The 24,710-nt window shown below is 67.9% G+C and carries 23 protein-coding genes and 3 pseudogenes; 11 read left to right on the top strand and 15 right to left on the bottom strand.

Annotated elements, in window-relative coordinates:
• Positions 1 to 190 precede the first annotated feature (190 nt).
• Positions 191 to 619 (top strand): hypothetical protein, encoded by a 429-nt coding sequence (locus tag ACGF5C_RS30635; protein ID WP_393307233.1) that lies wholly within the window; start codon positions 191 to 193, stop codon positions 617 to 619.
• A gap of 221 nt (positions 620 to 840) precedes the next feature.
• A complete protein-coding gene (locus ACGF5C_RS30630) occupies positions 841 to 1,098 on the top strand; it encodes a hypothetical protein (RefSeq protein ID WP_393307231.1) in 258 nt (85 codons plus the stop codon).
• 189 nt (positions 1,099 to 1,287) lie between these two features.
• Here ACGF5C_RS30630 and ACGF5C_RS30625 read toward each other — a convergent pair whose 3' ends face one another.
• The 3 genes from ACGF5C_RS30625 to ACGF5C_RS30615 form a co-directional block, all read right to left on the bottom strand.
• Positions 1,288 to 1,956 (bottom strand): potassium channel family protein, encoded by a 669-nt coding sequence (locus ACGF5C_RS30625; protein ID WP_393307229.1) that lies wholly within the window; start codon positions 1,954 to 1,956, stop codon positions 1,288 to 1,290.
• The gene (locus ACGF5C_RS30620; RefSeq protein ID WP_393307227.1) at positions 1,949 to 3,520 is read right to left on the bottom strand and encodes a TrkH family potassium uptake protein; all 1,572 of its coding nucleotides are present in this window, start codon (positions 3,518 to 3,520) and stop codon (positions 1,949 to 1,951) included. The genes ACGF5C_RS30625 and ACGF5C_RS30620 overlap by 8 nt, the downstream gene beginning before the upstream one ends.
• 147 nt (positions 3,521 to 3,667) lie before the next feature.
• Positions 3,668 to 4,084: a MerR family transcriptional regulator gene (locus ACGF5C_RS30615; protein WP_393307225.1), complete on the bottom strand. Its 417-nt coding sequence runs from the start codon at positions 4,082 to 4,084 to the stop codon at positions 3,668 to 3,670.
• Between the two features lie 81 nt (positions 4,085 to 4,165).
• Between ACGF5C_RS30615 and ACGF5C_RS30610 the strand changes: the two genes are divergently transcribed.
• Entirely contained in the window at positions 4,166 to 4,927 is a 762-nt protein-coding gene (locus tag ACGF5C_RS30610; protein WP_393307223.1) for a methyltransferase domain-containing protein, read from the top strand.
• A gap of 393 nt (positions 4,928 to 5,320) precedes the next feature.
• Here ACGF5C_RS30610 and ACGF5C_RS30605 read toward each other — a convergent pair whose 3' ends face one another.
• From ACGF5C_RS30605 to ACGF5C_RS30590, 4 genes are all read right to left on the bottom strand, one after another.
• Positions 5,321 to 5,677: a hypothetical protein gene (locus ACGF5C_RS30605; protein ID WP_393307221.1), complete on the bottom strand. Its 357-nt coding sequence runs from the start codon at positions 5,675 to 5,677 to the stop codon at positions 5,321 to 5,323.
• Between the two features lie 56 nt (positions 5,678 to 5,733).
• Positions 5,734 to 6,612 (bottom strand): RNA polymerase sigma-70 factor, encoded by an 879-nt coding sequence (locus ACGF5C_RS30600; RefSeq protein ID WP_393307219.1) that lies wholly within the window; start codon positions 6,610 to 6,612, stop codon positions 5,734 to 5,736.
• Complete coding sequence (locus ACGF5C_RS30595) at positions 6,609 to 7,133, bottom strand: carboxymuconolactone decarboxylase family protein (RefSeq protein WP_393307236.1); 525 nt, start codon at positions 7,131 to 7,133, stop codon at positions 6,609 to 6,611. Before ACGF5C_RS30595 ends, ACGF5C_RS30600 begins: the two co-directional genes overlap by 4 nt.
• Positions 7,134 to 7,794: 661 nt before the next feature.
• On the bottom strand, positions 7,795 to 8,058 hold the full coding sequence (locus ACGF5C_RS30590; protein ID WP_393307218.1) for a hypothetical protein: 264 nt from the start codon (positions 8,056 to 8,058) through the stop codon (positions 7,795 to 7,797).
• 308 nt (positions 8,059 to 8,366) lie between these two features.
• On the opposite strand from ACGF5C_RS30590, the gene ACGF5C_RS30585 reads away from it, so the two are divergent.
• Positions 8,367 to 8,972, top strand: a complete 606-nt coding sequence (locus ACGF5C_RS30585; RefSeq protein ID WP_393307216.1) for a hypothetical protein — start codon at positions 8,367 to 8,369, stop codon at positions 8,970 to 8,972.
• A gap of 595 nt (positions 8,973 to 9,567) precedes the next feature.
• Here ACGF5C_RS30585 and ACGF5C_RS30580 read toward each other — a convergent pair.
• A pseudogene (locus ACGF5C_RS30580) lies at positions 9,568 to 9,764 on the bottom strand (hypothetical protein).
• 347 nt (positions 9,765 to 10,111) lie between these two features.
• On the opposite strand from ACGF5C_RS30580, the gene ACGF5C_RS30575 reads away from it, so the two are divergent.
• Entirely contained in the window at positions 10,112 to 11,140 is a 1,029-nt protein-coding gene (locus ACGF5C_RS30575; protein WP_393307215.1) for an ATP-dependent DNA ligase, read from the top strand.
• 111 nt (positions 11,141 to 11,251) lie between these two features.
• Here ACGF5C_RS30575 and ACGF5C_RS30570 read toward each other — a convergent pair.
• Both ACGF5C_RS30570 and ACGF5C_RS30565 read right to left on the bottom strand, forming a co-directional pair.
• A pseudogene (locus ACGF5C_RS30570) lies at positions 11,252 to 11,773 on the bottom strand (transposase); the annotation flags it as partial.
• 121 nt (positions 11,774 to 11,894) lie between these two features.
• Positions 11,895 to 12,542, bottom strand: coding sequence for a hypothetical protein (locus ACGF5C_RS30565; RefSeq protein ID WP_393307213.1), 648 nt, complete (start codon positions 12,540 to 12,542; stop codon positions 11,895 to 11,897).
• 385 nt (positions 12,543 to 12,927) lie between these two features.
• Here ACGF5C_RS30565 and ACGF5C_RS30560 point away from each other — a divergent pair, with 385 nt between their 5' ends.
• The 4 genes from ACGF5C_RS30560 to ACGF5C_RS30545 all read left to right on the top strand — a co-directional run bounded on the left by ACGF5C_RS30560 (position 12,928) and on the right by ACGF5C_RS30545 (position 17,305).
• Complete coding sequence (locus ACGF5C_RS30560; RefSeq protein WP_393307238.1) at positions 12,928 to 13,176, top strand: hypothetical protein; 249 nt, start codon at positions 12,928 to 12,930, stop codon at positions 13,174 to 13,176.
• 806 nt (positions 13,177 to 13,982) lie between these two features.
• Positions 13,983 to 14,996 carry a DUF5937 family protein gene (locus ACGF5C_RS30555; RefSeq protein ID WP_393307212.1) on the top strand — a complete coding sequence of 338 codons (1,014 nt, stop codon included), beginning with the start codon at positions 13,983 to 13,985 and terminating at the stop codon, positions 14,994 to 14,996.
• Between the two features lie 191 nt (positions 14,997 to 15,187).
• The gene (locus ACGF5C_RS30550; RefSeq protein ID WP_393307210.1) at positions 15,188 to 16,474 is read left to right on the top strand and encodes an epoxide hydrolase family protein; all 1,287 of its coding nucleotides are present in this window, start codon (positions 15,188 to 15,190) and stop codon (positions 16,472 to 16,474) included.
• 210 nt (positions 16,475 to 16,684) lie between these two features.
• On the top strand, positions 16,685 to 17,305 hold the full coding sequence (locus ACGF5C_RS30545) for a hypothetical protein (protein ID WP_393307208.1): 621 nt from the start codon (positions 16,685 to 16,687) through the stop codon (positions 17,303 to 17,305).
• Positions 17,306 to 17,971: 666 nt separating this feature from the next.
• On the opposite strand, the gene ACGF5C_RS30540 is transcribed toward ACGF5C_RS30545, so the two are convergent.
• Together ACGF5C_RS30540 and ACGF5C_RS30535 are read right to left on the bottom strand one after the other, a co-directional pair.
• Entirely contained in the window at positions 17,972 to 19,420 is a 1,449-nt protein-coding gene (locus ACGF5C_RS30540; protein WP_393307206.1) for a multicopper oxidase family protein, read from the bottom strand.
• Between the two features lie 163 nt (positions 19,421 to 19,583).
• Positions 19,584 to 20,039 (bottom strand): hypothetical protein, encoded by a 456-nt coding sequence (locus tag ACGF5C_RS30535; RefSeq protein WP_393307204.1) that lies wholly within the window; start codon positions 20,037 to 20,039, stop codon positions 19,584 to 19,586.
• 868 nt (positions 20,040 to 20,907) lie between these two features.
• Between ACGF5C_RS30535 and ACGF5C_RS30530 the strand changes: the two genes are divergently transcribed.
• Positions 20,908 to 21,378 (top strand): RNA-guided endonuclease InsQ/TnpB family protein, encoded by a 471-nt coding sequence (locus ACGF5C_RS30530; protein WP_393307202.1) that lies wholly within the window; start codon positions 20,908 to 20,910, stop codon positions 21,376 to 21,378.
• Between the two features lie 539 nt (positions 21,379 to 21,917).
• Here the strand turns inward: ACGF5C_RS30530 and sigJ are convergent.
• Positions 21,918 to 22,796: an RNA polymerase sigma factor SigJ gene (sigJ, locus tag ACGF5C_RS30525; RefSeq protein ID WP_393307200.1), complete on the bottom strand. Its 879-nt coding sequence runs from the start codon at positions 22,794 to 22,796 to the stop codon at positions 21,918 to 21,920.
• Between the two features lie 273 nt (positions 22,797 to 23,069).
• Between sigJ and ACGF5C_RS30520 the strand changes: the two are divergent.
• Positions 23,070 to 23,785 (top strand): annotated as a pseudogene (locus tag ACGF5C_RS30520) (RNA-guided endonuclease InsQ/TnpB family protein).
• A gap of 56 nt (positions 23,786 to 23,841) precedes the next feature.
• Here the strand turns inward: ACGF5C_RS30520 and ACGF5C_RS30515 are convergent.
• Together ACGF5C_RS30515 and ACGF5C_RS30510 are read right to left on the bottom strand one after the other, a co-directional pair.
• A complete protein-coding gene (locus ACGF5C_RS30515; RefSeq protein WP_393307199.1) occupies positions 23,842 to 24,270 on the bottom strand; it encodes an ester cyclase in 429 nt (142 codons plus the stop codon).
• Between the two features lie 39 nt (positions 24,271 to 24,309).
• A complete protein-coding gene (locus ACGF5C_RS30510; protein ID WP_393307197.1) occupies positions 24,310 to 24,681 on the bottom strand; it encodes a DoxX family protein in 372 nt (123 codons plus the stop codon).
• Positions 24,682 to 24,710 lie beyond the last annotated feature (29 nt).

Genomic DNA, 24,710 nt, shown 5'->3' with positions numbered 1-24,710 from the left:
CGCGCACGAGGGGTCAAAGCGGCGTTAGCGTGGGACACGAAGGCCTCCTGTTGCCGGAGCGGTTCCTAGACAGCTCCACTCCACAACCGGAGGCCTTCACCTGCCTACGACATCAGATCGTGTCGTCACACAATCTCGACCAACGTCCCTGGGCAGTACAACTAGGCCGAGGGTAAACGCCGCGGCGGCGGTGATCGCCGGCATCCTGGCGCTGCTCACCGCTGGCATGCTCATCTGGTTCGCGCTCTACAACGTCGTCTACGCCAGCGGGCCGACCGGTCGCTGGTCCAGCCTGGTGCTGGAGAACGCGATCGGCGGCGTCATCGGCGCCGGGTCGCTGGTGGTCGCAGCGGGGTTCACGTTCGCCCGCAGGATTTCCGGCGCGTGGACACTGTGCGCGCTCTGCGTGCTCTACGTAGTGGCGACGATCCTCGTGGCGCCGCTACTGCGGGGCACGGCCTTTGGTGCTCAGCTCAAGTTCGTCTTCGGCTTCGACCAGGGCGACGGCGTCGCCGTAGCGCTGGCGGTCATCTTCGGCGTTCTGACGGCGATCATGGCGGCGACCGCCGGCAGCGTGAAGTCGTACGGACCAACCACCGTCACGCCACCCCGTCAGTGATCACCTCGCTGTTCGGCCGGCGGATTCGCGCACCGATCGCAGCCGCCGACCGCACGCTGCATGTCAGGTCGTAGGCGTTGACGATCTCGCAGGGGGACAGACCAAGTAAGCCCGAAAGGGGCAACGGGCTGGTCAGAGGCGCCGTGCTTGGTGGTGGGCCGAGTTGCGAGCGTCAGTGGGTGCGGCGGGGCGGTCCGAGGATGCCGGTAACCTCGGTCGGGTTGGTCGAGCGGGTGCCCGCCCCTGGTAGTCGTCGGGAGCACTTCCGCTTCCGTGAAGGCGCCTGGGCCATCCTGATGTCGGATCAGAACCAGTTGGTGAAGGTGATGCGCGAGGCTGCCGAGCAGGGCATCGCGGTCGCGGGTGAGGACTGCCCGGCGGGTCGCCGCCTAGCCGAAATGCGCGACTTCTACGACTATCTCTGGCGGGAGCTGCCCGCCCTGATCGACCGGTGGAGAGCGCAGCACACGATCCACTAACTTGGTTCTTGAACCTGGCTGGGATACCCGTACATCCCGGCTGATCATGCCGACAGCCCCTGGTCAATCATCTTCTTGTCGAGGGAAGAGGATCAATACCAGGGGGCTGTCATGGTGATCAGTGTGCATGATGCTGGTTCTGTGCGCGGCGACGCCTCCACCGCATTGTCGGTTCAGCGGCCGTGGTGCTCAGGTGCGGTTGGCGAAGGCTTCGACCTGGCGGGTTTTGCCGGCGACGATGAGGATGTCGCCGGCGTAGACGGTGGTGTTGGCGGTGGCGTAGGTGAAGTCCTCGCCGGGGCGTTTGATGGACACGACGGTGACGCCGTACTTGGCGCGTAGAGCCGAGTCGGCGAGGGTTTTGTCGATGGCCTCTTCGGGTGCCCGGGTCTTGACCAGCGCGTAGTCTTCCTCGAACTCGATGAAGTTGAGGATCTGGCCGGTGACGAGATGGGCCACGCGCTCGCCCATCTCGTGTTCGGGCAGCACGACGTGGTGCGCGCCGACACGTTCGAGGATGCGGGCGTGTTGCCGGTTGACGGCTTTGGCCCAGATGTTGGGCACGCCCAGGTCGGCCAGCAGGCCGGTGGTGAGGATGCTGGCCTCGAGGTCGGTGCCGATGCCCACCACGGCGTGCGCCATGTCGTGCACGCCGAGCTGGCGCAGCGCGATCTCGTCGGTGGTGTTGGCGGTCGCGGTATGGGTGAGCTGATCGGCGTAGGTCTGAACGACCTGAGGGTCGGAATCGATGCCCACGACTTCCCAGTCCAGGCGCATCAGCTCCACGGCCAGGGAGCCACCGAAGCGGCCCAGGCCGAGTACGGCGATGCGGTTACTGACGGCGGGTTTCCTAGCCAACGATGGGTCGCTCCTCGGGTAGTTCGTAACGGCGGGTCCGCTCGCGCAGGGCCAAGGCGGTGGCGGCGGTGATCGGCCCGAGCCGACCGATAAACATCAGCAGGATCAGGATGACATGTCCGGCGGTACCGACCTGCGCGGTGATCCCGGTCGACATGCCGACCGTGGCGAATGCTGATGTGACCTCGAACAACACCTGGTCCAGCCGGAACGGCGTCAGGGCGAGCAGAGCGACGGTGGACGTTGCCACGGCGGCGACGCTGAGCAGTGCGATGGTCAGCGCCTGTCGCTGCACGCCGGCGGGCAGCTGGCGGCCGAGCGCGTGCACGCTGGGCTCGCCGCGGATCTCGGCGAGGATGACGAAGCCGAGCAGCGCAAACGTGGTGACCTTGATGCCGCCGGCGGTGCCGGCACTGCCGCCACCGATGAACATCAACACGTCATTGACCAACAAGGTCACGTCGTTGAACTCGGCCACGTTCAAGCTGTTGAACCCCGCGGTCCGGGGCATCACCGCCGCGAAGAACCCGGCCAGCAACTTGCCGCCCAGCCCCAAGCCGCCGAGGGTGCCAGGGTTGGACCACTCAGACACGCTGATCGCCACCCAGCCGCCAACGAGCAACACGGCAGTCATCCCCACAGTGATCTTGGTGTGGATCGACCAGCGGCGCGGGGTACGCAACTCACGGCGCAGCTCGAACAGCACCGGGAAACCGACCCCACCGATAATCACCGCGGCGGCGATGGGCAGACACACGAGAGGGTCGTCGACGAACTGCATAAGGCTGTCGGCGTACAAACCGAAACCGGCATTGTTGAACGCCGAGATCGCATGGAACACCCCCAGGTACACCGCGCGGCCCCCAGTGTGGCCGTAGCCGTCAGCGAACCGCCACGCCAACAGCGCTGCCACCGCGGTCTCGACGACGAGGCTGACCCGCACGACGCCCAGCACCACGCGCCGGATCTCGCCCACCCCGATCGCTTTGGTCTCCGCCTGCGTACCGAGCTGCAGACGCATCCGCAGCCGTCGCGCCACCAGCAGACCGAGCAGGGACGCCAACGTCATGATCCCGAACCCGCCGATCTGGATCAGCCCGAGGATCACCGCCTCGCCGAACGCCGACCAGAACGTGCCGGTGTCCTCGATCACCAGACCGGTCACACACACCGCCGACGTGGCGGTGAACACCGCCGTCACCAGCGGCGCACCGCGGCCACTCTCCGTGGCCCACGGCAGCGACAACAACACCGAACCCGCCAGCACTGCCACCGCGAAACCCAACACCACCAGCCGAGCCGGATGACGCACCGCCCCGGACAACCGCTCCACCGCACCCGGTGGCACACGCAACCGACGTATCACCCACTTCAAAAGGGCCACCAACCGTCGGAGAACCTCGTGCAGACCACCCACTAACACGCGCCAGCGGCGAGCCCCCTGCCTCGAACCAGGGCCCGTCACCGGAGCCCACGCCAACAGCGCCGCGCCCAACACCACCGCGGCGAACAGCGCCACGACCGCCAGCAGCCCCAACAGCAGCTGAGCCCAGGTCGAATCCATCAGCTTATGATCCCCGTAGTGGCGGCGCCGCTACCCAGCACCCCGGAGATCACGCGGACACCGCTCCCGCGGACCTGGCCTACTACCTGTGCTTCGGCCCCACCGGCTCAGGACGAGGATCTGATCCGTGGTTGGCGGACTGTGGGATCAGCGGTGGTCCAGAGCCTCAGCCGTATCAACCCCGTCCAACCGCGCGAGCACCATCGCCTGGAACTGCGGGCACGACTGGTAATCCGGGTGTCGGCATCGCAATGCGTGCTCCAGCATCGTCTGCGAAAGCGTGAGCCGGGCGATGCGCTCCCGTACCTGGGCCAACTGGCCACGTAGCACATCCCGTCGCCGCTCCCGATCCGGAGCGGTGAACAGCTCCCGCAACTGCTCCAGACTGAACCCCGCCTCCTTACCCAGCAGGATCTCCGCCACCCGGGTCAGATGCGCCGCGCCATACACCCGGCGGCCCGCCACCCGCCGCGTCGGCGACAGCAATCCCACATCCTCCCAATGCCGCAAAACGTGCGTGGCCAGACCGAAGCGGGCCGCCAGTTCCCCGATCGAGTACTCCATCGACCATCTCACCGACTTCAGGTTCACTTTAACTGGAGCAGAGTTGACTTCAGGTCCACCTGAAGTCACACCCTAGGGCGCATGCCCGACACGCGCACCGCCTACACGGACGCCGAAAGGCTCATCCAGATACTCGACGCCGCCGAGACCACGCCCGACGCCACCGCGCTACGTGCGCGCAGCTACCAGCTACTACGGCTGCACGCCGGTGCGACAGTGATCGACGTCGGCTGCGGCACCGGCCGTGCCGTCGCCGAACTCGCCCAGCACGGCGCCCGCGCCATCGGTGTGGACCTCGACCCGGCGATGCTGGCCGCCGCCCGCAGCCGGTTCCCCGACATCGACGTGCGCGCCGCCGACGCCACCGATCTGCCGCTAGGTGACGGGCAGGCCCACGGCTACCGGGCCGACAAGGTGTACCACGTGCTGCCCGAACCGCCCGCCGCCCTGGCTGAAGCCCGCCGGGTCCTCGCCCCCGGCGGCCGCATCGTGCTGCTCGGCCAAGACTGGGACATCATGATCATCGACTCCGACCAACCCGACCTGACCCGCCGCATCGTGCACGCCCGCGCCGACACCATCCCCCACCCCCGCATCGCCCGCGCCTACCGCAACCTGCTGCTCGACACCGGCTTCCACGACGTCGAGGTCGAGGTCCGCACCGCGATATTCACGGACGCCACAATGCAGCCGCTGCTCGCGGGCCACGCTGACGCCGCCCGTCAGACTGGCGCCATCAGCGTCGAGCAGGCCGAGGCATGGGTCAGCGAGCAGACCCAACGTGCCGCCAGCGGCCGGCTGATGGTCGCCGTCCCCATGTTCCTGGCCGCCGCTACCCGCTGACCTCATGGACCGGGGGCTGTCCGGATCGCCTGGTCAGCCAGCTGGCGTTCGCGACCACTCGTGCCCCTCCGTGACCGTCTGAGGAACCGGTTACTGGCACGTGGCAGGCACGTTGGATCTCGGCTGCCCGCTCTGCGGCCATCCCCCGATCGGTGCCAAGACGTCGCCGTCCCGCCTTGCGTCAAGGCTGGCCGCAGGCCACCGCGCCAGCGACGCGGTAGCGGCCTTGACGTGAGGTGGGTGGCGTAGAGGATCCCGGCACCGGGGAATGGCGTCGGCCTGGTCGTCGCGCCCAGCGCCGCGCGGAGGGCGATCTGGATAGTCCTGGGGGCCGCGCAACGGCGCGGCAGCCGAGCGCCCCGAGTTCGACGGCGCCGGCCCCGCTGGCACTCGTTACGACCTGGCCTGCGGCTCACGGTCACGGCGACACTTGGCGCGTTGCAGGCTGATCAAGTAGGTAGCCATCAGGACGAGGAAGGCCAGCGTCAGGCCGTCGATCAGCGATATCGGCTTCTGCCAGCTGCTGGGCCTGACCTCCTCGATGCTGCTCATCCTGAGCAGGCCGGAAACGCCCAGACACACCATCGCCGACGCCCAGAGGCCAGGACGATGCACCACTCGACCGAACAGCCTGGCAGTCCCGGTGCCCCGGCTGTGGACGAACACGACGGCGGCGAGCACGATCAAGGCGACAGAGACGCTGGCGAGCAGGATGCTCATCGCGAGCCCGACCGCCTCGAAGGTCATCATGGGCGCGAGGGTAGCCGGTCGGAACGCGGCAGATGCGAGCATGTGTAAGCCTGGACTCACCGTCGAAGCTCGGCCACCTCGCCCAGCCGCTCGAGCTTGTGCGGGTTGCGGATCGTGTAGATCTGGGTGATCCGGCCGTCCTCGATGACGAACGACACGGCCGTGTCCTTCTCGCCGCCGGGGTCGATGCGCGCCGCGATGCCGCCGTTGAGGTCAACGATGAAAGCCCTGGCGCCGGGCGCGACCTCGGCGAAGCGGGCCATCACCGGGGCGAGCTTCGCGGCCCCGCGGACCGGCTTCGGGATTGTCGGGGCCAGGCCACCGCCGTCGCCCACAACGAGCACGTCGGGAGCCAGCACCTCGAGCAGTCCGGGCACGTCGCCGGTGGTCAGCGTGGCGAGGAACCGCTCGACCACCTGCTCCTGCTCGGTGCGGCTCACCGACATCCGCGGCCGGCGCGCCGCCACGTGCTTGCGGGCCCGCGTCGCGATCTGGCGCACCGCCGCCGGCGACTTGTCCAGCGCCTCGGCGATTTCGTCGTACGGCACGTCGAAGACCTCGCGGAGCACGGAGACCGCGCGCTCCGTCGGTAGCAGCGTCTCGAGTACCGCCAGCATGGCGATCGACACGCTCTCCGCGAGCTCAACGTCCTCGGCGACGTCGGGGCTGGTCAGCAGGGGCTCGGGCAGCCACTCGCCCACGTACTCCTCGCGCTGCCGCGCGAGCGTGCGCAGCCGATTGAGGCAGAGCCGGGTCACGATCCGCACGAGGTAAGCCCGGGGGTCCCGGACCTCGCAGCGCTCGGCCTCGACCAAGGCTGCCCACCGCAGCCAGGTCTCCTGCACCACGTCCTCGGCGTCGGCGACCGAGCCGAGCATCTCGTAGGCGACGGTGAACAGCAGGCTGCGGTGGGCGACGAAGGGGTCCTCGCTCATGACGCGGACGCTACTCCCGGTCGCTCGGCCAGCGGCTTTAAGCCGCACGCGGCGGCGAAGCCGTCGGACTCGATGCCGAGCGCCACGTTGCCACGCGTGCTCATGTTCGCGAATGCGATCACCGAGGTGAGCTCGACCACGGCGGCAGGTCCCAGCTCGGCGTGCAGCCGGTCCACCAGCTCGTCGGTCACGGTCGGCGGTGTCTGGCTCATCGCCTCGGCGTACTCCAGGACGTTCCGCTCCAGCGGAGTGAAGACGTCCGCCTCCCGCCACCGCGGGATCTCGCGCGCCTTCTCCACGTCGAGCCCCTTGTTGCGGGTCTCGAAGTAGGTGAAGTCCAGGCACCACGTGCAGCCGACTAGCGACGCGACCGCCATGTGGGCGAACGACTTCAGGTTCTCGTCGCAGGCGTCCCATTTCTGCAGCTTGCCGCCGAGGCCGAAGCTGGCGAACAGCACCTTGGGGTTGTGCCAGTAGACGCCCACCGCCGTCGGCACCTTACCCAGTTTCTTCTCGATCATCCGCTTGATCAGCGCTCCCTTGACGCCGGTGATCTTGGCCGGGGGGATGCGGGTCGTGTGCTCCATGTCTCCTCCTGTGTCGGTGGCTGTGCCGACGGGGTGGTAGGTCGTCATGCCATGGAGACACCGGCCGAGCCGCGGTTGTGACACCGAGCGGGAGAAATGGCTGGTCTGTTCGTCGTAGTCGGCGTCGGTGTACTCCATCGTGGTCCAGGCGTCCTCGGGGATCGAGGAGATCGCGGTCTTGACCTTGGCGTCCAAGCGCACGGTGACCGAGACGTCCGCGGCCGACTTGAGTGCCGCGACCGGTGCGCAGCGGAATTTCCCACGCCCCCACGGTGTCGCTCTACTGGCACTGGGCCGTACGTGCTGGTCGAGGCCGGCCTCGAGCAGGCCCTCACCTGGCGGACCGGTCACATACGCCACCCCCGCGGATTGCTACCCGACCTGTTCTTCGCCGCAGACCGATCATGGCTGGTCTCCGCACTCTGGGACGACACCTGGACCTGCGTCGGCGGCCCGGAACCGCTGATCAACACCCTCCAACGCGACCCCTGGCCAACGCCCGCCGGGTACGAACCGACGAAGACGCGCTGCCACCGGGACCCGCGAGTGACACCCAACGCCTGACCCCGGTCGCGCTACCCCAGATGGAAAGCGCTCAATTGAGGCCAGCCCATTCAAGAAGCTCCGCCGCCTCAAGCCGCTGCCCGCACCGGGCCGCCAACACGGCGGGAACCTCGTCGCGCCAGACCAGCCGGAATCCGTCCGATGTAGGCCACGTCGGCGTCCAGGGCACGTCTACCGAGTTCCACGTGATCGACAGGTCGTCGAACTTCTGGTGATTGATTTCCAGGTGCTGCCCGGCGAAGTCAAGCACCTGGACAGTCAGCAAACCACTCGTCGTCATCGGCGTCCCAAGCACCAGCCAACTCCTGGGCCAGCTCAATGGCTGATCGGAGGCGTGGCCACCATGTCTCAACGCCGCGCTTCTCTTCTTCATATCCGGCCTGGCAGATCTCGCGATCCTGGCTACCAGCCTCGCCATCCTCGACGTGGCCCTTCCTCACAGGGCTCGCCATCGCGCTGCGGAAATAGGGACGGCATCGAGACAACCCGGAGGCCCTCGACCGGAAGTCAGCTCCGTGACAGACACATCTACATATGCAAAGCTAGGCAAGTGAAGCCCCGCCACAACCTCGGAACGCCTCGGAAGCCACCGACGGGTGCGCAATGACGGACGACACACCGATCAGTCACATCGTGCACCTGGTCAGATCCTTTGAAGACGACGCGACCGCACCGAGCGAGATCCAGTTCGGCAGACGACTGCGCCCTTCCGCTCTCGCCATTCTCTGGGTCCTGCTGGTCGCCGGCACGCTCAGCACAAGCCTCCTGGTCGTGTTCCTCTGGATAAGCGACTCGCCGGGGTGGTGGTTCAATCTGATCTTCACCCTCCTGCCGGCCTTCTTTCTGGCCGGGTGTGGAATGGCATTGACGGAATCGAGAAAGCTCTCACGCCGCGAGGCGCAGCTCGCCGAGCGGTGGCACGCGACACGGAACCACGCACGACCATCAGCGGGACGCGTCATCGACCGCACGGTGAGCCTTATGGAGCACGGGAGCGTGTCATCCTTTACCCTCACCGTCGACATCGAAGGGGCATCGCGCATCCGCGCACGCTGGTACCGCACCAACCCGGAAAACGCAGACGCAACTCTCCTCCAGACCCAGATACCCGCAATCGGCTCTAAAGCACGTGTGTGGTCCGTCGGAGCACCAAACGACGACGAACCCCTGATCGTGGAAGCACTCGATGCCAGCATGGTGATCTCATGAGCGTGCTCTATCGACTTCTTCCACCAACCTCGCTGGGGGCGCGGCTGGGGCCTGCGCTGCGCCCGGCCCCCGCACCGGGCGAGGATCGCAACCGGGCCAGCTACCAGCAGGTGCCGCCCGAGCCTATGCGGGTTGCGCCCGGTCCCTGGCCCGGGCGAGGATCGCAACGGTGCGACGATGGCGCGGAGCCCGCGCTGACACGGCCCATTCGTACCAGCCGGGTGGCAGGCCTTTCGGATGTACGCATAATCGTCAATCCGGGCCCGCCGGGCCCCGCTGCCGCTTCCCCGGTGAACCCCCGGACCCTCCGCGCTCGTGCTCGCGCCACTGCCCGGCGCTGTCGGCGCGCAGTAGGCGCTCGACCATGCGTAACGCCTCGGGCTCCGTCTCGAACTCCCACCGCAGCACCTTCCCCGTCTCGGTGTCACCGGCGCGGGCGACGACCGTCCAGCGCGTCCGGCGGATGAGCCATAAGTCCCGGCGCGCCAGGCGCCCCCAAATCCCGTTCCACCACCGCCGGACCTCCTCATCCACACGGCGATCGTACGCATGTTCGAAAGCGTGGCGGGGTGGGGTGGCAAACGAGCAGGGTGGGTCACTCGCAGCGGTCTTCGGCGCCTCGGCCGTACGGCTCGCAGCAGTCGGGGCGGTGCCGGTAGACCCGCAGGTCCCGGCCGTGCCGGTGGCTGTACTCGGTCGTGATCTCGTATAGGCAGGCATGCCCACGACGGTCTCCCCGCCGCCGGGCACCACCTGCCCGTCACCCGGCCCGCCACGCAGCAGCACGTCCACCCTCCGACGGTACGGCCACCACGAGCGCGCGACGCGGCGCGTGCGACTCCGTTCCCCCGCGCGGGCAGGCGCTGCCGGCTGCGGCCAATCTCCAACTGAACGCGTCGCCCAGGGACCGCCCGTCGGTAGCTGCGGCGAGGCTCTCCGCTCGCACGTGGCGCCTGACCCAGAGTCAAGCGCGCTGCGACCGCCCGCTGGCGCATTCGTTGTCGCGGATCTGGGCCCGAGGCGGCCCGTGTCTCTCCCACGATGACGTGGGGGTGGGGGATGAGCGGGGCGTGCGGCCGGCGTGGCCTGGACTGGAGGTGACTCCCGCCCGCCCGCGGGCGAGGGCCGGAGCGGAGCCGGTGCTGCGTCGGCCGGTCGCGCCGATGCTCGCGGCGCCGGTCGACGTGGTGCCTGAGGGCCCGGGCCTTGTGCACGAGCCGAAGTGGGACGGGTGGAGGTGTATCGCCTTCCGGGAGGCCGACGATGTGTACCTGCAGTCGCGGGCCGGCCGGAACCTAACCACCTACTTCCCCGACATCACCCGCACGCTCCGGGCCTCCATGCCGCCGGGCGTGGTGCTCGACGGTGAACTGGTCGTGTGGGAGCGTGGCCGAACAAACTTCGCGCAGCTGCAACGGCGTGTCACGGCCGGCCGCGGCGTGCTGCGGCTGGCACACGACTGCCCCGCCCACTACGTGCTGTTCGATCTGCTTGCGGACGTCGACGGCCGGGTGATCCTCGACCTGCCGCTGTCGCAGCGGCGGGCTCGGCTGGAGGTGCTGCTCGCCGACGTCCCCACGCAGCTGACCCTGACTCCGCAGACCGCTGACATGCGGCAGGTGGGGGACTGGCTCATGCACTGGACCGTCGCGGCGGGCATCGAGGGCGTGGTCAGCAAGCGGCTGGCCGGCCGGTACCAGCCCGGCCGACGCGGCTGGTCGAAGTACCGCACCCGCATCGTCACCGAGGCGATCATCGGCGGGGTGACCGGCAGCCTGCGCGAGGCGGACACGCTGCTGCTGGGCCGCTTCGACCGGATGGGCCGGCTCCGCTACACCGGCCGCACACACCCGCTCAACGCCGAGGGACGGCAGGAGTTCGGGACGATCCTGTCTCCGCCGCGGTCGCCGCGGCACCGGCGGGCCGCCGTGGTGCATCCGTGGCCAGAGCCTTTACCGGCGTCCTGGTCAGGGCAGCTGGACCGGCCGGAGCCGCTGCCGTACGTGCAGGTGGAGCCGACGGTGGTGGCGGAGATCGAGGCGGACGTGGCATTCGAGCACCAGCGGTGGCGCCATCGGGTCAAGGCCGTCCGGGCTCGCCCGGACATGTCCGTGTACGACGTTCCGCTGCTGCTCGGCGAGGAGGAGGGCTATTTCGGCGAGACGTAGAACGACATCGAGCAACCATCCGCATGTTCAAGCAGACCCTCGGCTGGACCAACCCGAAGCTGCTGGACCTGCACGCCGCCGACCGGGAGACGTGGCTGGATCGAGGCCTTCGAGTTGGTCGAGGGTGGGTTCCAGCAGTGGGGAATCGTGGCTGTTGGCGCCGGTCAGGACGCGTCCCAGCGGGATACCGCGGGCCTCGACCATCGTGGAGCGTTTCATGCCTTGCTTGCCGCGGTCGACCGGGGACCTGCCGGCGACCTCGCCGCCGCCGGGGGCCTTGGTGATGCACCCATCGATGGCGAGGTCGTCGAGTAGCAGGCCGACGATGCGGTCGTAGGCATCGATCGCGAATGGCTTGAGCTGGGCGAACACTCCGAGGTTCATCCATTCGTCGCGGCGGTTGCGGATCGTGGTGGCCGAGCAGGTCGAGTCGGCGATGGCCTCATGCGAGCAGACGAGCCTCAGCACCTGCAGGAGCTTGTCGAAGACAGTCCGGTCAGCGATGCGTCGGCGGTGGCAGCCCAGAGGGTGGCTCGAATCGGTGGCGGCTCGTACGGGCAGCAGCCCGGCGAACTGGTCCCCCAAGGGGTCGCTCAGCCATGATGGGACAGCGGGGACAGGCGTTCCAGTGATCACTAGGCGTAGGATCCGTCATGATCACTGATGTCTATGACCGTTTCCTGCCCGCCCGATCCCCACTGACCTATTTGCGTGGCCTCCTAGTCGCGGTGCAGGGCCACCACCCCGTCAGCCCTCACGCCGGTACGCCCGACACGACGTCCGCAACGTTGCCCCGGTAGCAGGTGGTGGTGGAGATGCTGGGGGCGTTCACCGTCGGGCCGTAGACGATGTACCGCTGGCCCGTCTGCACGTTGCGGCACTGGATCTGGACCCGGTAGCGGCCGGTGTCGCACTGGGCGGTACCCCGGCCGTAGTAGTGGTTGCTCCCCTCGTGGACCCACTCCGCCCACGAGACGCAACCGGTGACACCGACTGTGGGCAGCGGGTCCTCGACGGGGTACACGCCCTCGGCGACGTTGCCGCTGTAGCACTGGGTAGTGGCCGTGCCGGGGGCGTTCACCGCGTAGCCGCCGTAGACGACGTATCCCACGCCCGTCTGCAGGTTGCGGCACTGGAGCTTGACCTTGTAGCGGCCGGTGGCGCACTGTACGTTGCCGCGGCCGTAGTAGTAGCTGTTACTGCCCTCCTGGACCCACTCCACCCACGTCGTGCAACCGGTGGGGGCGACCTGGACGCCCAGGTCGGAGTGCGCCACCGCGCGGGCCTGGGCCGGGGCGGCCTGGATGGGAGCGGCCTGGACGGGGGAGGCCTGGGCGGGAGCGGCCACGGCGGAAAGGCCGAGAACAGCCGCCGCGACCAGCGGAATTGAATGCCTGATCAAGTCTGTCTCCTGACGGGGATGGGGAGAATTCGCCAAACGGCAGGGACCATATTAAGAAGGACTTCGAGGGGCGTCTATAGAGTGACTAAAAAATGCGCTTTTGTCGTGGGCGGATTGACGGCGGTTCGGGCGTTTTCGCAGGTCCGAGCTGGCCGGCTACGCCAGTCGGGTACGCCGTTCGGTCCCCTGTGGAGCTGCCCCGTCCATGCGCCCGCGCCCTTCGCCTCGGCGGGCATGAGAATTGTGTCGGAGTCCGAACTCCGAATGACAACGACCGCTTTGTCGCCAGGGAAGGCGGGAGGAGGTCAGGCGAGGTGCCTGGCGCCGGGAAACGGCGACGGGCCGCCCGCCCCGGATAGGGTCGGATGATCAAGGGGGTGGAGCCATGAGCCTTTCCAAGCTGATCTCGCAGCTCAGGGCAGGTTCGGCGAACCTGGAGATCGATGAGGGCGAGGCTCCAGGTAAGGCACAGCAGTCGACAAAGATCTGTGAAGGCTGGTGTCAAGAGGTAGCTTGGGATGATTCGCCAGATTGGGCCGGCTATGTAACGTTTAACGCCGTGACCGGCGTTTCCGCTGGTTACGGCCTTGATCGTGTGGTGCGCCCGAAGGGACTCGAACCCCTAACCTTCTGATCCGGTGCGCCCTGAGGCGCTGTTGTTCGAGTGGAGGTGAAAGAGCTCCACCGTCTGCCTGTCGCAGCAGGTGGGCGTAGCTGAGGGCAGCCTGTTCCGGGTGGTGCCGGGACGGGTGGGAAGCGGCCTCGACAAAGCCGGGACGTGCCAGCATTGCCAGATGGCGCGGGTCCGTAGCGCAGCTTCTTGGGTTCGGCGGTGGCGAGGTCCCCGTCGAGTAGCAGAAGCTGAGTCCAGGCGAGTAGGTCGATGCCGGTCGTCCTGGCGCAGCAGGTGGAGCTGGCCGACGACGTCGACCTCATCCGCTGCCGGCCGGTGGCTGGCAAGCCAGGTGACCGCGTCTGCGAGGGGGCCGGGCGCCCACAGGTACTCGGCCGGCCAGCGGGTTGTGGCATACCGGGAGCCGAACCGTGCGACGTCGTAGTCGTCGGGCGTCGCGCGGAGCAGACCTATACACCAGGACGCGTCCTTCTCGGCGTTGAGACTCTCCGCCCTCGAATGGCCCGGGCGCCGGTCGTCGGACTCCGGCCATGGCGAGGACCTCGCGCCGCACCGGTGGCGGGTACGGCTTGCCGCCGGGGGTGGCGGCGCCCCAGAGCTAATTGATGAACGCCGCGAGGTCGCGGAGCTCCATGGTCGCCTCGACCGGGGTGTGGATGTGGTGCGGCCGGTCGGACACGGCACCCTAGTGGAGGGAGTGGACGCGGCGGGGGCACGGTATCCGGTGTACCAGGTCGGGACCGGGTGACCCAGAGCGCGGGCGTGAGGGCGAGGGTCCATCGTCCGCGAACGCTTAGGCTGGCGGGGTGATCCGGCTGCGGATGAGTCTGGCGGATGTGGCGAGGATGCGGTTTGCGTTCTCGCCGTTCGCCGAGGTGATCGAGAGCCTGTACCAGCTGTCGTCGGGGCGGGTGTCGCCGCTGCACCAGGGCTGGTTGGCGGCGACGCGGGACGGCCTGCGTGGGGTGGACATGGCGCTGTTGGGCGCGGTGGTGCCGGCGAGCGCGTACGTGGCGGATTTCCTGTTCGTGGCAGCCACCGGCGCCGGTACCATCGACGACCAGCTGCGGTTGGTTGCCGAGTCGCCCGTGGCGGGAATCCGTGCCGACCTGGCGGCGGTGTGGGAGCGGGAGCGCATGCCGGCGCCGGCCCAGGAGTTGGTTGCCGAAGGGGCGGCTGGCGCGCGACGGTTGGCCGACGAGCTGTGGCGGTACTGGTCGGTGGCGATCGAACCGCATTGGCGGGAGCTACGCGCGGTGCTGGAGGAGGATGTCGCATATCGGGCTGGCCGGCTGACCGGCGGTGGCGTCGACGCGCTGCTGTCGAGCTTGCACTCGGAGATCAGCGTGCGGGGTGAGATCCTGCGGATCGACAAGCCCCGACACTCGGTGGAACATGACCTGGCTGGTGACGGGCTCGTGCTGGTGCCGTCGGTCTTCGCGTGGCCGAACCTGGTGGTGGACAAGAGCCCCGATCGACCGGCGAGCCTCGTCTATGCCTGCCGAGGAGTCGGCACGCTGTGGGGAGGCGATGCCCGGGACGCGGACTACGACAACGACGCGTTGGGTGCGCTGCTGGGTCACAGCCGCGCGGCGATCCTCAGCTGTCTGACGTTGCCGAAGTCGACCACCGACCTCGCCCGTGAACTCAGTCAGAGCGCACCGTCGGTCAGCTTCCACCTGTCGGTGCTGCGCCGCACCGGCCTGGTGACGTCGTGGCGTTCCGGGCGCCGGGTGTTGTACCGGCGTACGCCGCTGGCCAGCGTGCTGGTCACGGGTGGTGGTTCCGGGTTTGAGCGGGGTTGGCCGGATCCCGGGTGAGGTGCCGACGGCGACGCCGGATTCCAGCGCCATCGAATCGTTGGTGACCTCCGGGCAGGGCTGCGACGGTGAGCGAGCGCAGGCATTCGACGCGCTACGGTGCCCGGTCGAGTCGCAATCTGGCGTTCATCGCGACCATCACCGCAGGCCGTCGGTCCTTGCCGATCACTCGAACAAGGAAGGCATGAATCGTGCGGAACGAAGATACGCGTGGCCTGACCCGTCGCACGGCCTTGCGGGCGGCCGCCACGGTCGGCGCCGTCGCAGGCCCGCTCGGGTTGGTGGGAACAGCGGCGACCCCGGCGTCTGCCGAGCCCGGGACGACGTTGCCGGCGGCCACAACCGACGTGACACCGTTCCGGTTGTCGGTGTCGGACAGCGCGCTGAGCGATCTGCAGCGGCGGTTGGCGGCGGCCCGGTTTCCGGAGCAGGAGACCATTCCCGACGGGTCCCAGGGCGTGCCGCTGGATCGGGTGCGCGGCCTGGTCGAGCACTGGAAGACGCGGTACGACTGGCGTCGGGTCGAGGCGCGGCTGAACGGGTTCGGCCAGTTCCGCACCCAGATCGACGGGTTGGGGATCCATTTTCTGCACGTACGTTCCCGGCACGCCAGCGCCGTACCGGTGGTGCTGACCCACGGCTGGCCGGGTTCGGTGGTGGAGTTCCTCGACATGATCGGGCCGTTGACCGATCCGACGGCGTTCGGTGGGAGCGCCGCGGACGCGTTCCATGTCGTGGTGCCGTCCCTACCGGGCTTCGGGTTCTCCGACAAGCCGGCCACGACCGGGTGGAACATCCAGCGCACCGCCAGAGCCTGGGCGGAACTCATGTCCCGGCTCGGCTACCGTCGCTGGCTCGCTCAGGGCGGCGACCTGGGCGGCTCCGTAACGCACGAACTCGCCAAGCTCGGGCCCGCCGGACTCGCCGGGATCCACCTCAACTTCTTTCCCGTGTTCCAGCCCCCGGTCAGCGACCCGCCGACGCCGCCGGAGCAGGAGGCGCTGGACAAGCTGCAGCGGTTCTTCGACGACGGCGCCGGCTTCATCTACCAGCAGTCCACCCGCCCCCAGACGGTGGGGTATGCGTTGACCGACTCCCCGGTGGGGCAGGCGGCGTGGATCTACGAGAAGTTCATGGAGTGGACCGACAGCGACGGCAATCCCGAACGGGTCCTCGGTGTCGACCGGATGCTCGACGACATCATGCTGTACTGGCTGCCTGGCACCGCGGCCTCCTCGGCGCGGATCTATTGGGAGGACGCGCGGGCCGCCGGCACGGCCGACGACTTCACGGTCCCGGTCGGATTCACGGTCTTTCCCCGCGAGATCATCCCAACTCCGAGAATCTGGGCCGAACGCGTCTACAAGTCCAAGCTCGTCTACTTCAACACGGTCGCCCGTGGTGGCCATTTCGCCGCGTTCGAGCAACCAGAAAGCCTCACCGAGGAGCTGCGGAGGTTCGCTCGCCTGGTCCGTTGACCCACCAGGCGGAGGTGGGGTGGCCCAAACTGTCGCAGGACGGTGAAGGATCCGCTGAAACACGTGCTCCGGACAGGGCCCGGTGGGTGCGGGCCGGGAACGTACCGGCCCGCACCGCCGTCGGATCGTGAGGCCGGCCAATTCCTCCGCTGGGCCAAGAACCAGAAACTCACCGCAGTGGAAGCGCCGACGAGCAGGTGGGTCGGACCCATGCAGGCGCTCGACAGCGAGGCCCGCTGGGAGCAAGCCCGACGCCTGCTGCACGACCAGACCATCAACACCGAAGATAGGTTCGCGGGCCTCCTCGTCCTGTTCTACGCGCAGTGGACCTCGGCCGTCAGCCGCCTGGCTCTCGACCACATCACGATCACCGACGGACAAGCGGCGTTGCGCCTCGGCGCACAGCCGATCCTCCCGCCCGAGCCCCTCGCCAGCCTGATGCTCGACCTCGTCCGCGACCGCCGCGGCCACCCCGTCACCAGCCATGCAGCCACCTCGCGCTGGTTGTTCCCCGGCGAACTACCCGGCCGCCCCATCAGCGGCCGTCAGCTCGGCGAACGACTGCGCCGGCACGGACTCCACCCACGACAGGCACGATCCACCGCACTGTTCCAGCTCGCCACCGACCTACCCGCCGCAGTCCTGGCGCGCATGCTCGGAATACACATCTCCAGCGCCGCGGCCTGGCAACGCGCCAGCGCCGGCGACTGGACCACCTACGCCGCCAGCATCAGCCGCCGATCCGCTCGATCCACAGAAACTACGCCGAACCCCGCGCCGAACAAGCGAACTCCCTGCTCAAGACCACCTTCAAAGCCATACGAGGGGTGAGCCTGTCACCCAGCGTCATGGGCAAGTTCGTTGCGCTGCGCTCATGCTGTTGCACGTCGACTACGACCGAACGACATGATCACAAGAAGTCACGAACCGTTACCGGGAAAGGCTTATTGCAGAGAACTTACGCATAACCACTCTGCATTGATGGACGTGCCTTCCGAAGCCCGGCTCTCCGATCCCGAGATGTTGCGAGCGATGGCGCACCCGTTACGGCTCCGGATTCTGGGGTTGCTTCGCATCGGCGGGCCGGCCACGTCGGCGATCCTCGCCCGGTGGCGACGGCGTTCTGCGCACCACTCCGGAACGATTTGAGCAGTTGCGATCGGACATCTGGAACCTCATCCGAGACGCCGACACTCCCGACGCGGGCGAGGGGTCCGAGACGGTGTTCGTCGTGTTCCAGGCCTACCCGTACCGGACAGGAGCGAAGTGACCGCCTCCCTGTGGCGTAATCGCGAGTTCAACCTGCTCTGGACGGGCCAAGCCTGTCCGAGCTGGGCGATTCGGCCGAGGGCAAAGCCCCAGGTGGCCAGGGTCGGCAAGACTGCAGGGTTCAGCGTGGGTTGCCACAAATCCGCGTTCAAGCCCTTGTCCGCCAGGGACTCTGCACTCCGTCGGGTCTTTTTGTCGTCGGGGATCAATCGCGCCGAGCGGACGTGGTCAGACGATCTCGAGGTTGGCCATCATGCCCATGTCCTCGTGTTCGGCGTTGTGGCAGTGGAACAGGTAGCGGCCGCGGTATCCGTCGAAGCGGGTCATGATCTCGGCCGATTCGCCGGGGCGGAGCGAGATGGTGTCTTTGAGTCCGGCGTCGTGGGGCAGGGGTGGGTGGCCGCCGCGGGAGAGCACGGTGAATCCGACCAAGTGCAGGTGGATCGGGTGGTGGACATCGGCGACGAGTCGCCAGATCTCGATGTCGCCGAGCCTGCTCGTGACATCGGTTCGGGCGGGGTCGAAGGCGAGGCCGTCGATCAGCCAGCCGTGTCGGTCGCCCATGCGGCCGACGCCGAACGCGAGGTCGCGAGTCACGCTCGCCTCGGATCGGTGCCAGGTCGGGAGGTCGGTGGCGAGGCGCTCTGGGACCGGCGCGCTGGCCGGTGCGCTCCGAACGATGCGGAACTGCATGATTTGCGCCGTCGTGCCGGTGCCCAGCCGGTTGAGGATCCGGACGGTGCTGCCGATCGGGAGACCGGCGAAGTCGACGACGACGTCGTAGCGCTCCGCAGGCGCGATCGGCAGGCTGGTGTGGTTGACCGGTCTGGCGAGCAGCCCCTGGTCGGCTCCGATCTGGATCAGCGGCAGCGTGCGGCCGTCCTCGGCCACGGCCTGGAGGTCGTAGTGTCGTGCGTTGGAGGCGTTGAGGAGGCGCAGCCGGTAACTGCCGGTGTCGGCGTCGTGCGTGGGCCACGGCGCACCGTTCACGAGGATGACGTCGCCCAGTACCCCGGCGAGGTACGGCTCGGCGACACCATGGCGGTCGCGCAGGGTCGGGTCGAGCGAGGGGTAGGCGAGCTGCCCGTCGGCGTCGAACGATCGGTCGGTGATCATGAGCGGTAGCTCGTGATCGTCGTGGGGCAGGTCGCAGGCGTCCTCGACGTCGTCGCGGACGATGTGCATGCCGGCTAGGCCGCGCCACATCGCGGGCCCGGTGTAGTCCATCCGATGGTCGTGGTACCAGAGCATCGCCGCCCGCTGATCGAGCGGGAACGTGTACTCGCGCGTCAGCCGGGTCACTACGGCCCGAGGGTCGTGCATGTGGCTGCCGTGAGGACCGCCGGTGTGCCCGTCCTGGTGCGGGTCGGTCCACCCCGATGGCAGCACCAGGTCGGTCGGGTAGCCGTCGGACTCTGGTGGTGTGCGGCCACCGTGCAGATGGACCGCGGTCGGCACCGGCAGCTCGTTGCGGTGCCTCACCCGCGCGGTCCGGCCGCGTCGGGACTCGATGGTCGGTCCGGGGAAGATCCCGTCGTAGGTCCACACCCTGGTGGCGGTCCCGGGCAGGATCTCCGCCGTCGTCTCCCGCTGGACCATCTCGTACCGGTCGACCCCGCTCGCTTGCTCGGTGGGCCGGAGCACCGGTGGCAGCGGCAACGGGACCTGGAACGGCATCGGCAGCGGTACCTCGCTGGTCAGCAGGGCACCCGTGGTCGGTGGCCGCGGCGCCAAGACTGCCGCGACCGAGATCCCGGTGACAACGGTGGCACCGAAGCCAGCGCCCAGCCTCAGGACGGTTCGCCGGCTCACGCCGTGGCCGACCTGTGGCTCCGGCCGGTCAGCCATCGTCGTTCGCCTGCTCGGCAGCCAGGTTCCCGTCCGTTCGGAACGGGCGGCACCTTCGGGACAGCGGGAGGAGCCAGACCCCCAGCACCATCACGGTCGACCCCACGATGACGACGACGGCGAGTGGGATGTGCAGCCAGAGGGCGCCGGCCTTACCGGCCTCGTAAACCACGTACTCGATCGCCATCAACGTCAGCGAGCCGATCAGCGGCCACACCCGCCGCGCGCGAACCGCGACGACGATGGCCATGACGATCTGGAGGGCGCCGGCGATCGTGGCCGCGTTGGCGCCGTCGAGGTGCCAGCCCAGCCCGTTGAAGCTGCCGCCCAGGTAGATGCCGGCCGTCACCGGTTGGGCGAATGCCGCCACCATGTGTGCTGTCACCGCGATCCGCAGCAGCCAGCTGCTCGGCGGTGTTCGCGGGACAGCCTGCGCCGCCATGCCCATGACCGGCGACGGGGACGGGATGGTCATGGTCGCGACGGCTCCCTCGGTTGGATCCTGGCCATACTGATACGACCGGATAGGACGGCGAAATGTGAGGTCTCGGGCCGCCGCCTCACACCTCTGGCCGGTGCTGGCTCACATGGGGTCGTCGCCGACGCGTGAGCAACGCTGCGTGAGACGTAGCAGGCACGCCGAGACACGGACTGATGGAAGGGCGATGCGGCAGGCGGAGACCTCACAGTTCACCGCGCTGCCCGAACCTGTAAGTGCGAACGCGCGACCGAGGGGAGCCGACGACACCATGACCATCCTGCCCCAGCCGGGCGGCAAGAGCAGTGAGCGTCCATGACCTTGCCCGGAAAGGGGCCGGGACCGTCTCCCGTGGTCGTCGTGCTGACCGTGCTGGCGAGTCTGACGATGCTCGTGCCGGGCACGTGGGCGTGGCTTGCGCCGGAGTCGTTCGCGGTCTTCGTGAACTGGCCTCATCACGCGCACTTCGCCCATGACGCCGGTGTCTTCCAGATCGCCATCGGCATGATGCCGCTGGCATCACTCCGGTGGCGGGACGCCCTTGCCGTCGGTCTGGGTGGCTTCCTCGTTGCGAACACTCTGCACGCGTTCAACCACGTCGAAGACCTTCAGCTCGGGGGAGGGCGCCCACTGGATGCCGTCCTCCTCGGTGCCGTTTCGGTGCTGGGCCTGATCGCCGTCATCAGGTTCCTTCCGTGGATACCCCGGCCTTCAGGCCGGGGAGGAAACGGAACCTCCTGCGAAGCAGGTCAGGGACAGCCGGTTCGCCGTCAAGGCGGACAGGCGTCCCGCGCGACCCCGCATGATCGGTTCCGAACTTTCGGGCTATGTTGTGGACGTGGCCTCACGGGTGAAGCGGGCGTACAAGTTCCGCTTCTACCCGACTGCGCAGCAGGCGGAGCTGTTGAGTCGGACGTTCGGGTGCGTACGTAAGGTCTACAACCTGGCGTTGCACGCCCGGACCGAGGCGTGGTGCCAGCGGCGGGAGCGGGTCAACGACCACGTGACCAGCGCGATGTTGACCGCCTGGAAGAAGACCGAGGAGCTGGCGTTCCTCAACGAGGTGTCCTCCGTGCCGCTGCAACAGACGCTGCGGCACCTGCAGGGCGCGTTCGCGGCGTTCTGGGACAAGCGCGCCCGCTACCCGCGTTTCAAGTCCAAGCGCACGTCGCGGGCTTCGGCCGAGTTCACGCCCAGCGCGTTCCGCTGGAAAGACGGCCAGCTCACCCTCGCCGCCATGGAACCACGCCGGTCACGGAGGACAAGCCCTTCGGCGGACCGGGACGCGGAGGATTCGATCGGCATCTGACAGCGATGCGGACGAACGAGGATCTCGTGCTCGCAACGGCTGCGATCGAGGGGGTCTCCCTGCGATACGGGATGTTCTACGGGTTCGAGTCGAACACGCTCGGACTGCTCGACCAGGCGGAGCGTGGGAAGCTGGTCGCTCCGCGACAGGGATTCGACCGTGTCGATGGTTCATCTCGAGGACGCGGCTGCCGCGGCCGTGGCCGCACTGGCGAACGGGCGAGCCGGGAGCGCGTACAACGTCGCCGACGACCAGCCGTGCACGTGGACCTCCTACATGCAGGCGGTCTCCGCCGCGGTCGGCGGGCGACCGCCGCTGTTTGTTGCCGAACGGGCTGCTGCGCGTCTTGCCCTACCTCGGAACGCTCATGGTGCGCGCAGGCCTGAGCCTGGACAGCAGCAGGGCCAAACGGGAACTGGGCTGGAAGCCGCGTTTTCCCACAGTCGAGGACGGTCTACAGGACGTCGTGCGTCGACGATCCGACCGCAGCTGATCGCCCCCGCGGGATCGCTCGTGCGCGGAAGTCGTCGGCTATCGGGTCAGCTCCAGCGCTGGAGCTTGTCGGGGTTGAGGACCGCCCAGATATGCGTGATCCTGTTTTCGCCGATGTCGAACGCGAGGACCGTCACCGTGGCTCCGTCCTGCTGCACCGCGAGCCCAGGCTGACCGTTCACCATGCACTCGACCACGGCCGCGCTGGCAGGCATTCGTTCGGCGATGGTGAGGTAGTGGCGGGCGACGTGCTCGGCGCCTTCGATCGGCCCGAGTGCCGCCTGCGCCAGTCCGTTGCTGTCGGCGATCGCTGTTACGTCGGGATCGAGAAGGCCGATCAGAGCTTCGATGTCGTGGGCCTCCCATGCCTTCTTGAACGCCCGAACCGTCTCGGCCTGCCGATTCCTCGACATCTGGGTCACGTCGAACGAGCGGGCCCGGCGACGGGCTGACGAGGCGAGCTGGCGGCATGCCGCGGGCGTTCGACCGACGATCTTTGCGACCTCGGGGAACGGGTACCCGAAGACATCGTGGAGAATCAGGGCGACACGCTCAGCCGGGGTCATGGCTTCGAGCGTGACGAGGAAGGCCATGGTGACCGACTCGTCGAGGGTGATCCGATCTGCGGGGTCACCGGCACCGCCTCGCGCCTCGCTCGCGCTCGACCACGCTGCGGACTCGGGTAGCGGCTCGGGGACCCATTCTCCGACGTATCGTTCTCGACGTGCTCGCGCCGAGCCAAGTACGTCCAGGCAGATGCGGCCCGCGACCGTGGTCAGCCACCCTCCCGGGGACCGGGTGGCGTCTCGCTGCTCCGCAGACATGGCGTACCAGCGGGCGTAGGTCTCCTGGACGGCATCCTCCGCTTCGGCAAGAGAACCCAAGAGCCGGTAGGCGAGGTTGATCAGGTGGCGCCGCTCGCTCATCACCGCGTTCAGCCCCGAGTCGTCCGGACTGTGGCGTGATCGGTCACTTGTCGCCATTGCGGGTGCACGCCTCCATAAGATCTCGTCCCTGCCGTCTTCGACGAAACACACCGGCTGTCTGTGACGTCACCGGATCACCGCCAGGATGCCCTGTCCTTCAAAGCGGGGAGGAATGGCGGACGCGTTGTCAGCCATGTCTGTCCTTTCCGGTATGACTGGTCCTGTCGGACGGCGTACAGGTGTCGGGCGGACCCGGCTGGGCTGGATCCGGCGATGGTGACGGTGTCGCGTGACCCGGACGGCCGCTGGTTCGTGACCTTCGCCGTCGACATCGAGGTACCTGCCGCACCCGAACCGACGGGCGGGGCGGTGGGGGTGGACCTCGGTCTGACCGACTTCGCGGTGCTGTCCACCGGCGAGCGCATCCCCCACCCGAAACATATGGAACGGCGCGAACGCCGACTCAAGCGGTATCAGCGGATGATGGCCCGCCGGCAGAAGGGCTCCGCCAACCGCGCCAAAGCCAAACGGAAGGTCGCGCGGGCGCATTCGCGGGTACGCGACGCCCGCCGGGACTTCCTTCACCAGCAGTCCACGCCCTGGTGCGCCGGTTCGCTGCCATCGCCGTGGAGGACCTGGCGGTGGCGAACATGGTCCGCAGCCGCTCCCTGGCCAAAGCGATCGCCCGTACCGGCTGGGCCGAGTTCCGCACTTTGCTCGCCTACAAGGCGCACCGTGACGGCCGTGCCCTTGCGGTGGTGGATCGCTGGTACCCGTCGTCGAAGACGTGTTCGGCGTGCGGGCATCTGCTCGCCCAGCTTTCCCTCGGGACACGGCATTGGTCGTGTCCGGGTTGCGGTGCCCGGTATGACCGGGACGTCAACGCCGCGAAGAACATCGCTGTCGCGGCCGGGCTGGTCGAGACGCAAAACGCCTGCGGAGCGGACGTCAGACACGCGAAGGACCTCCTTCCGTGCGGTCTGCGGTAAACCAGGAACCCCAACCCGCGAGGGTAGGAATCTCCCGCCTTTAGGCGGGGAGAATGTCAAGGGATCCGCTCACCCAGCTGCTGGCGCTGGGAGAAGACGTCGACGACCCCCCATACTTCGGCGACCCTGCCCTCGGAGAAACGAATGATAAAGATCTCGTCGTAGGTGATGGTTCTCCCAGTGGCCGCCAGGCCGCGGTACTCGCCCTGATGGGTTCCCGTCACGGTGGTCCGGAAGACGGTCTTGTCACCTTCTGTGATCATGTCCTCGACTGTGACCTGGATGTCGGGGAACTCGCGAAGCAGCATCGCCCAGGCGCCCTTCACAGCCTCGGGCGCCGTGGCGCCCACCGGCCCCGGCGCATGGAACACGGCATCGGGGTGGAACACCTCGTCGACGGTCCGTGAGATCAGCTCCAGATCGAGGCTGTTGATCGCGTCATGGAGCTGCTTGTAGACCGCCTTGTTGGTCTGTGGGGTAGTCATCGTGAAACTTCTCCTTGCGTGTGTGAGGGTTGGATGCGATCAGAAGGCGAAGGGTCCGAAGCGCAAGACAGCCAGCGCTGCGGCAGGCACCAACAGCACGAGCGGAAACACGACGTTGTTGGTCTCACCGCGGCGAAGGTGCACGATGACGGCGCCAGCCATCAAGACGGCCAGGCCCGCCCCCGCAATGGGACCCAGCACCCTCAGGACACCGACGGCCGGGGGAACGATCAGGCCGACGGCACCGAGGACCTCCGCTGCCCCGATGAGTCTGATCTGACCCTGCGAATAGCCTTCGGCCCACGGGTAGGCCGCAACGACGTCGTCTCGGGACTTGACGACTTTCGTCACGCCGGAACCCAAGAACGCGAGGGCTAGCAGGGAGGCCGTGATCCAGAGGGCGATGTCCATCGTGAGTCTCATTCGTCGTCATCCGAGAA

The sequence above is a fragment of the Micromonospora sp. NPDC047620 genome, from assembly GCF_043205005.1.
In the GTDB taxonomy this organism is placed as follows: Bacteria; Actinomycetota; Actinomycetes; order Mycobacteriales; family Micromonosporaceae; genus Micromonospora.
Note: the sequence above shows the minus strand (reverse complement) of the source record. Positions and strands in the feature narration are given on the sequence as shown.

Coding starts and splice junctions, on each gene's coding strand:
- ACGF5C_RS30600 (WP_393307219.1), bottom strand. CDS start 6,612: ATGAGCGAGGACCCCTTCGTCGCCCACCGCAGCCTGCTGTTCACCGTC.
- sigJ (WP_393307200.1), bottom strand. CDS start 22,796: ATGAGCGAGCGGCGCCACCTGATCAACCTCGCCTACCGGCTCTTGGGT.
- ACGF5C_RS30515 (WP_393307199.1), bottom strand. CDS start 24,270: ATGACTACCCCACAGACCAACAAGGCGGTCTACAAGCAGCTCCATGAC.
- ACGF5C_RS30620 (WP_393307227.1), bottom strand. CDS start 3,520: ATGGATTCGACCTGGGCTCAGCTGCTGTTGGGGCTGCTGGCGGTCGTG.
- ACGF5C_RS30560 (WP_393307238.1), top strand. CDS start 12,928: ATGAGCCTTTCCAAGCTGATCTCGCAGCTCAGGGCAGGTTCGGCGAAC.
- ACGF5C_RS30535 (WP_393307204.1), bottom strand. CDS start 20,039: ATGGGCATGGCGGCGCAGGCTGTCCCGCGAACACCGCCGAGCAGCTGG.
- ACGF5C_RS30610 (WP_393307223.1), top strand. CDS start 4,166: ATGCCCGACACGCGCACCGCCTACACGGACGCCGAAAGGCTCATCCAG.
- ACGF5C_RS30585 (WP_393307216.1), top strand. CDS start 8,367: ATGACGGACGACACACCGATCAGTCACATCGTGCACCTGGTCAGATCC.
- ACGF5C_RS30510 (WP_393307197.1), bottom strand. CDS start 24,681: ATGGACATCGCCCTCTGGATCACGGCCTCCCTGCTAGCCCTCGCGTTC.
- ACGF5C_RS30615 (WP_393307225.1), bottom strand. CDS start 4,084: ATGGAGTACTCGATCGGGGAACTGGCGGCCCGCTTCGGTCTGGCCACG.
- ACGF5C_RS30595 (WP_393307236.1), bottom strand. CDS start 7,133: ATGATCGAGAAGAAACTGGGTAAGGTGCCGACGGCGGTGGGCGTCTAC.
- ACGF5C_RS30545 (WP_393307208.1), top strand. CDS start 16,685: ATGCAGGCGCTCGACAGCGAGGCCCGCTGGGAGCAAGCCCGACGCCTG.
- ACGF5C_RS30540 (WP_393307206.1), bottom strand. CDS start 19,420: ATGCCGTTCCAGGTCCCGTTGCCGCTGCCACCGGTGCTCCGGCCCACC.
- ACGF5C_RS30605 (WP_393307221.1), bottom strand. CDS start 5,677: ATGATGACCTTCGAGGCGGTCGGGCTCGCGATGAGCATCCTGCTCGCC.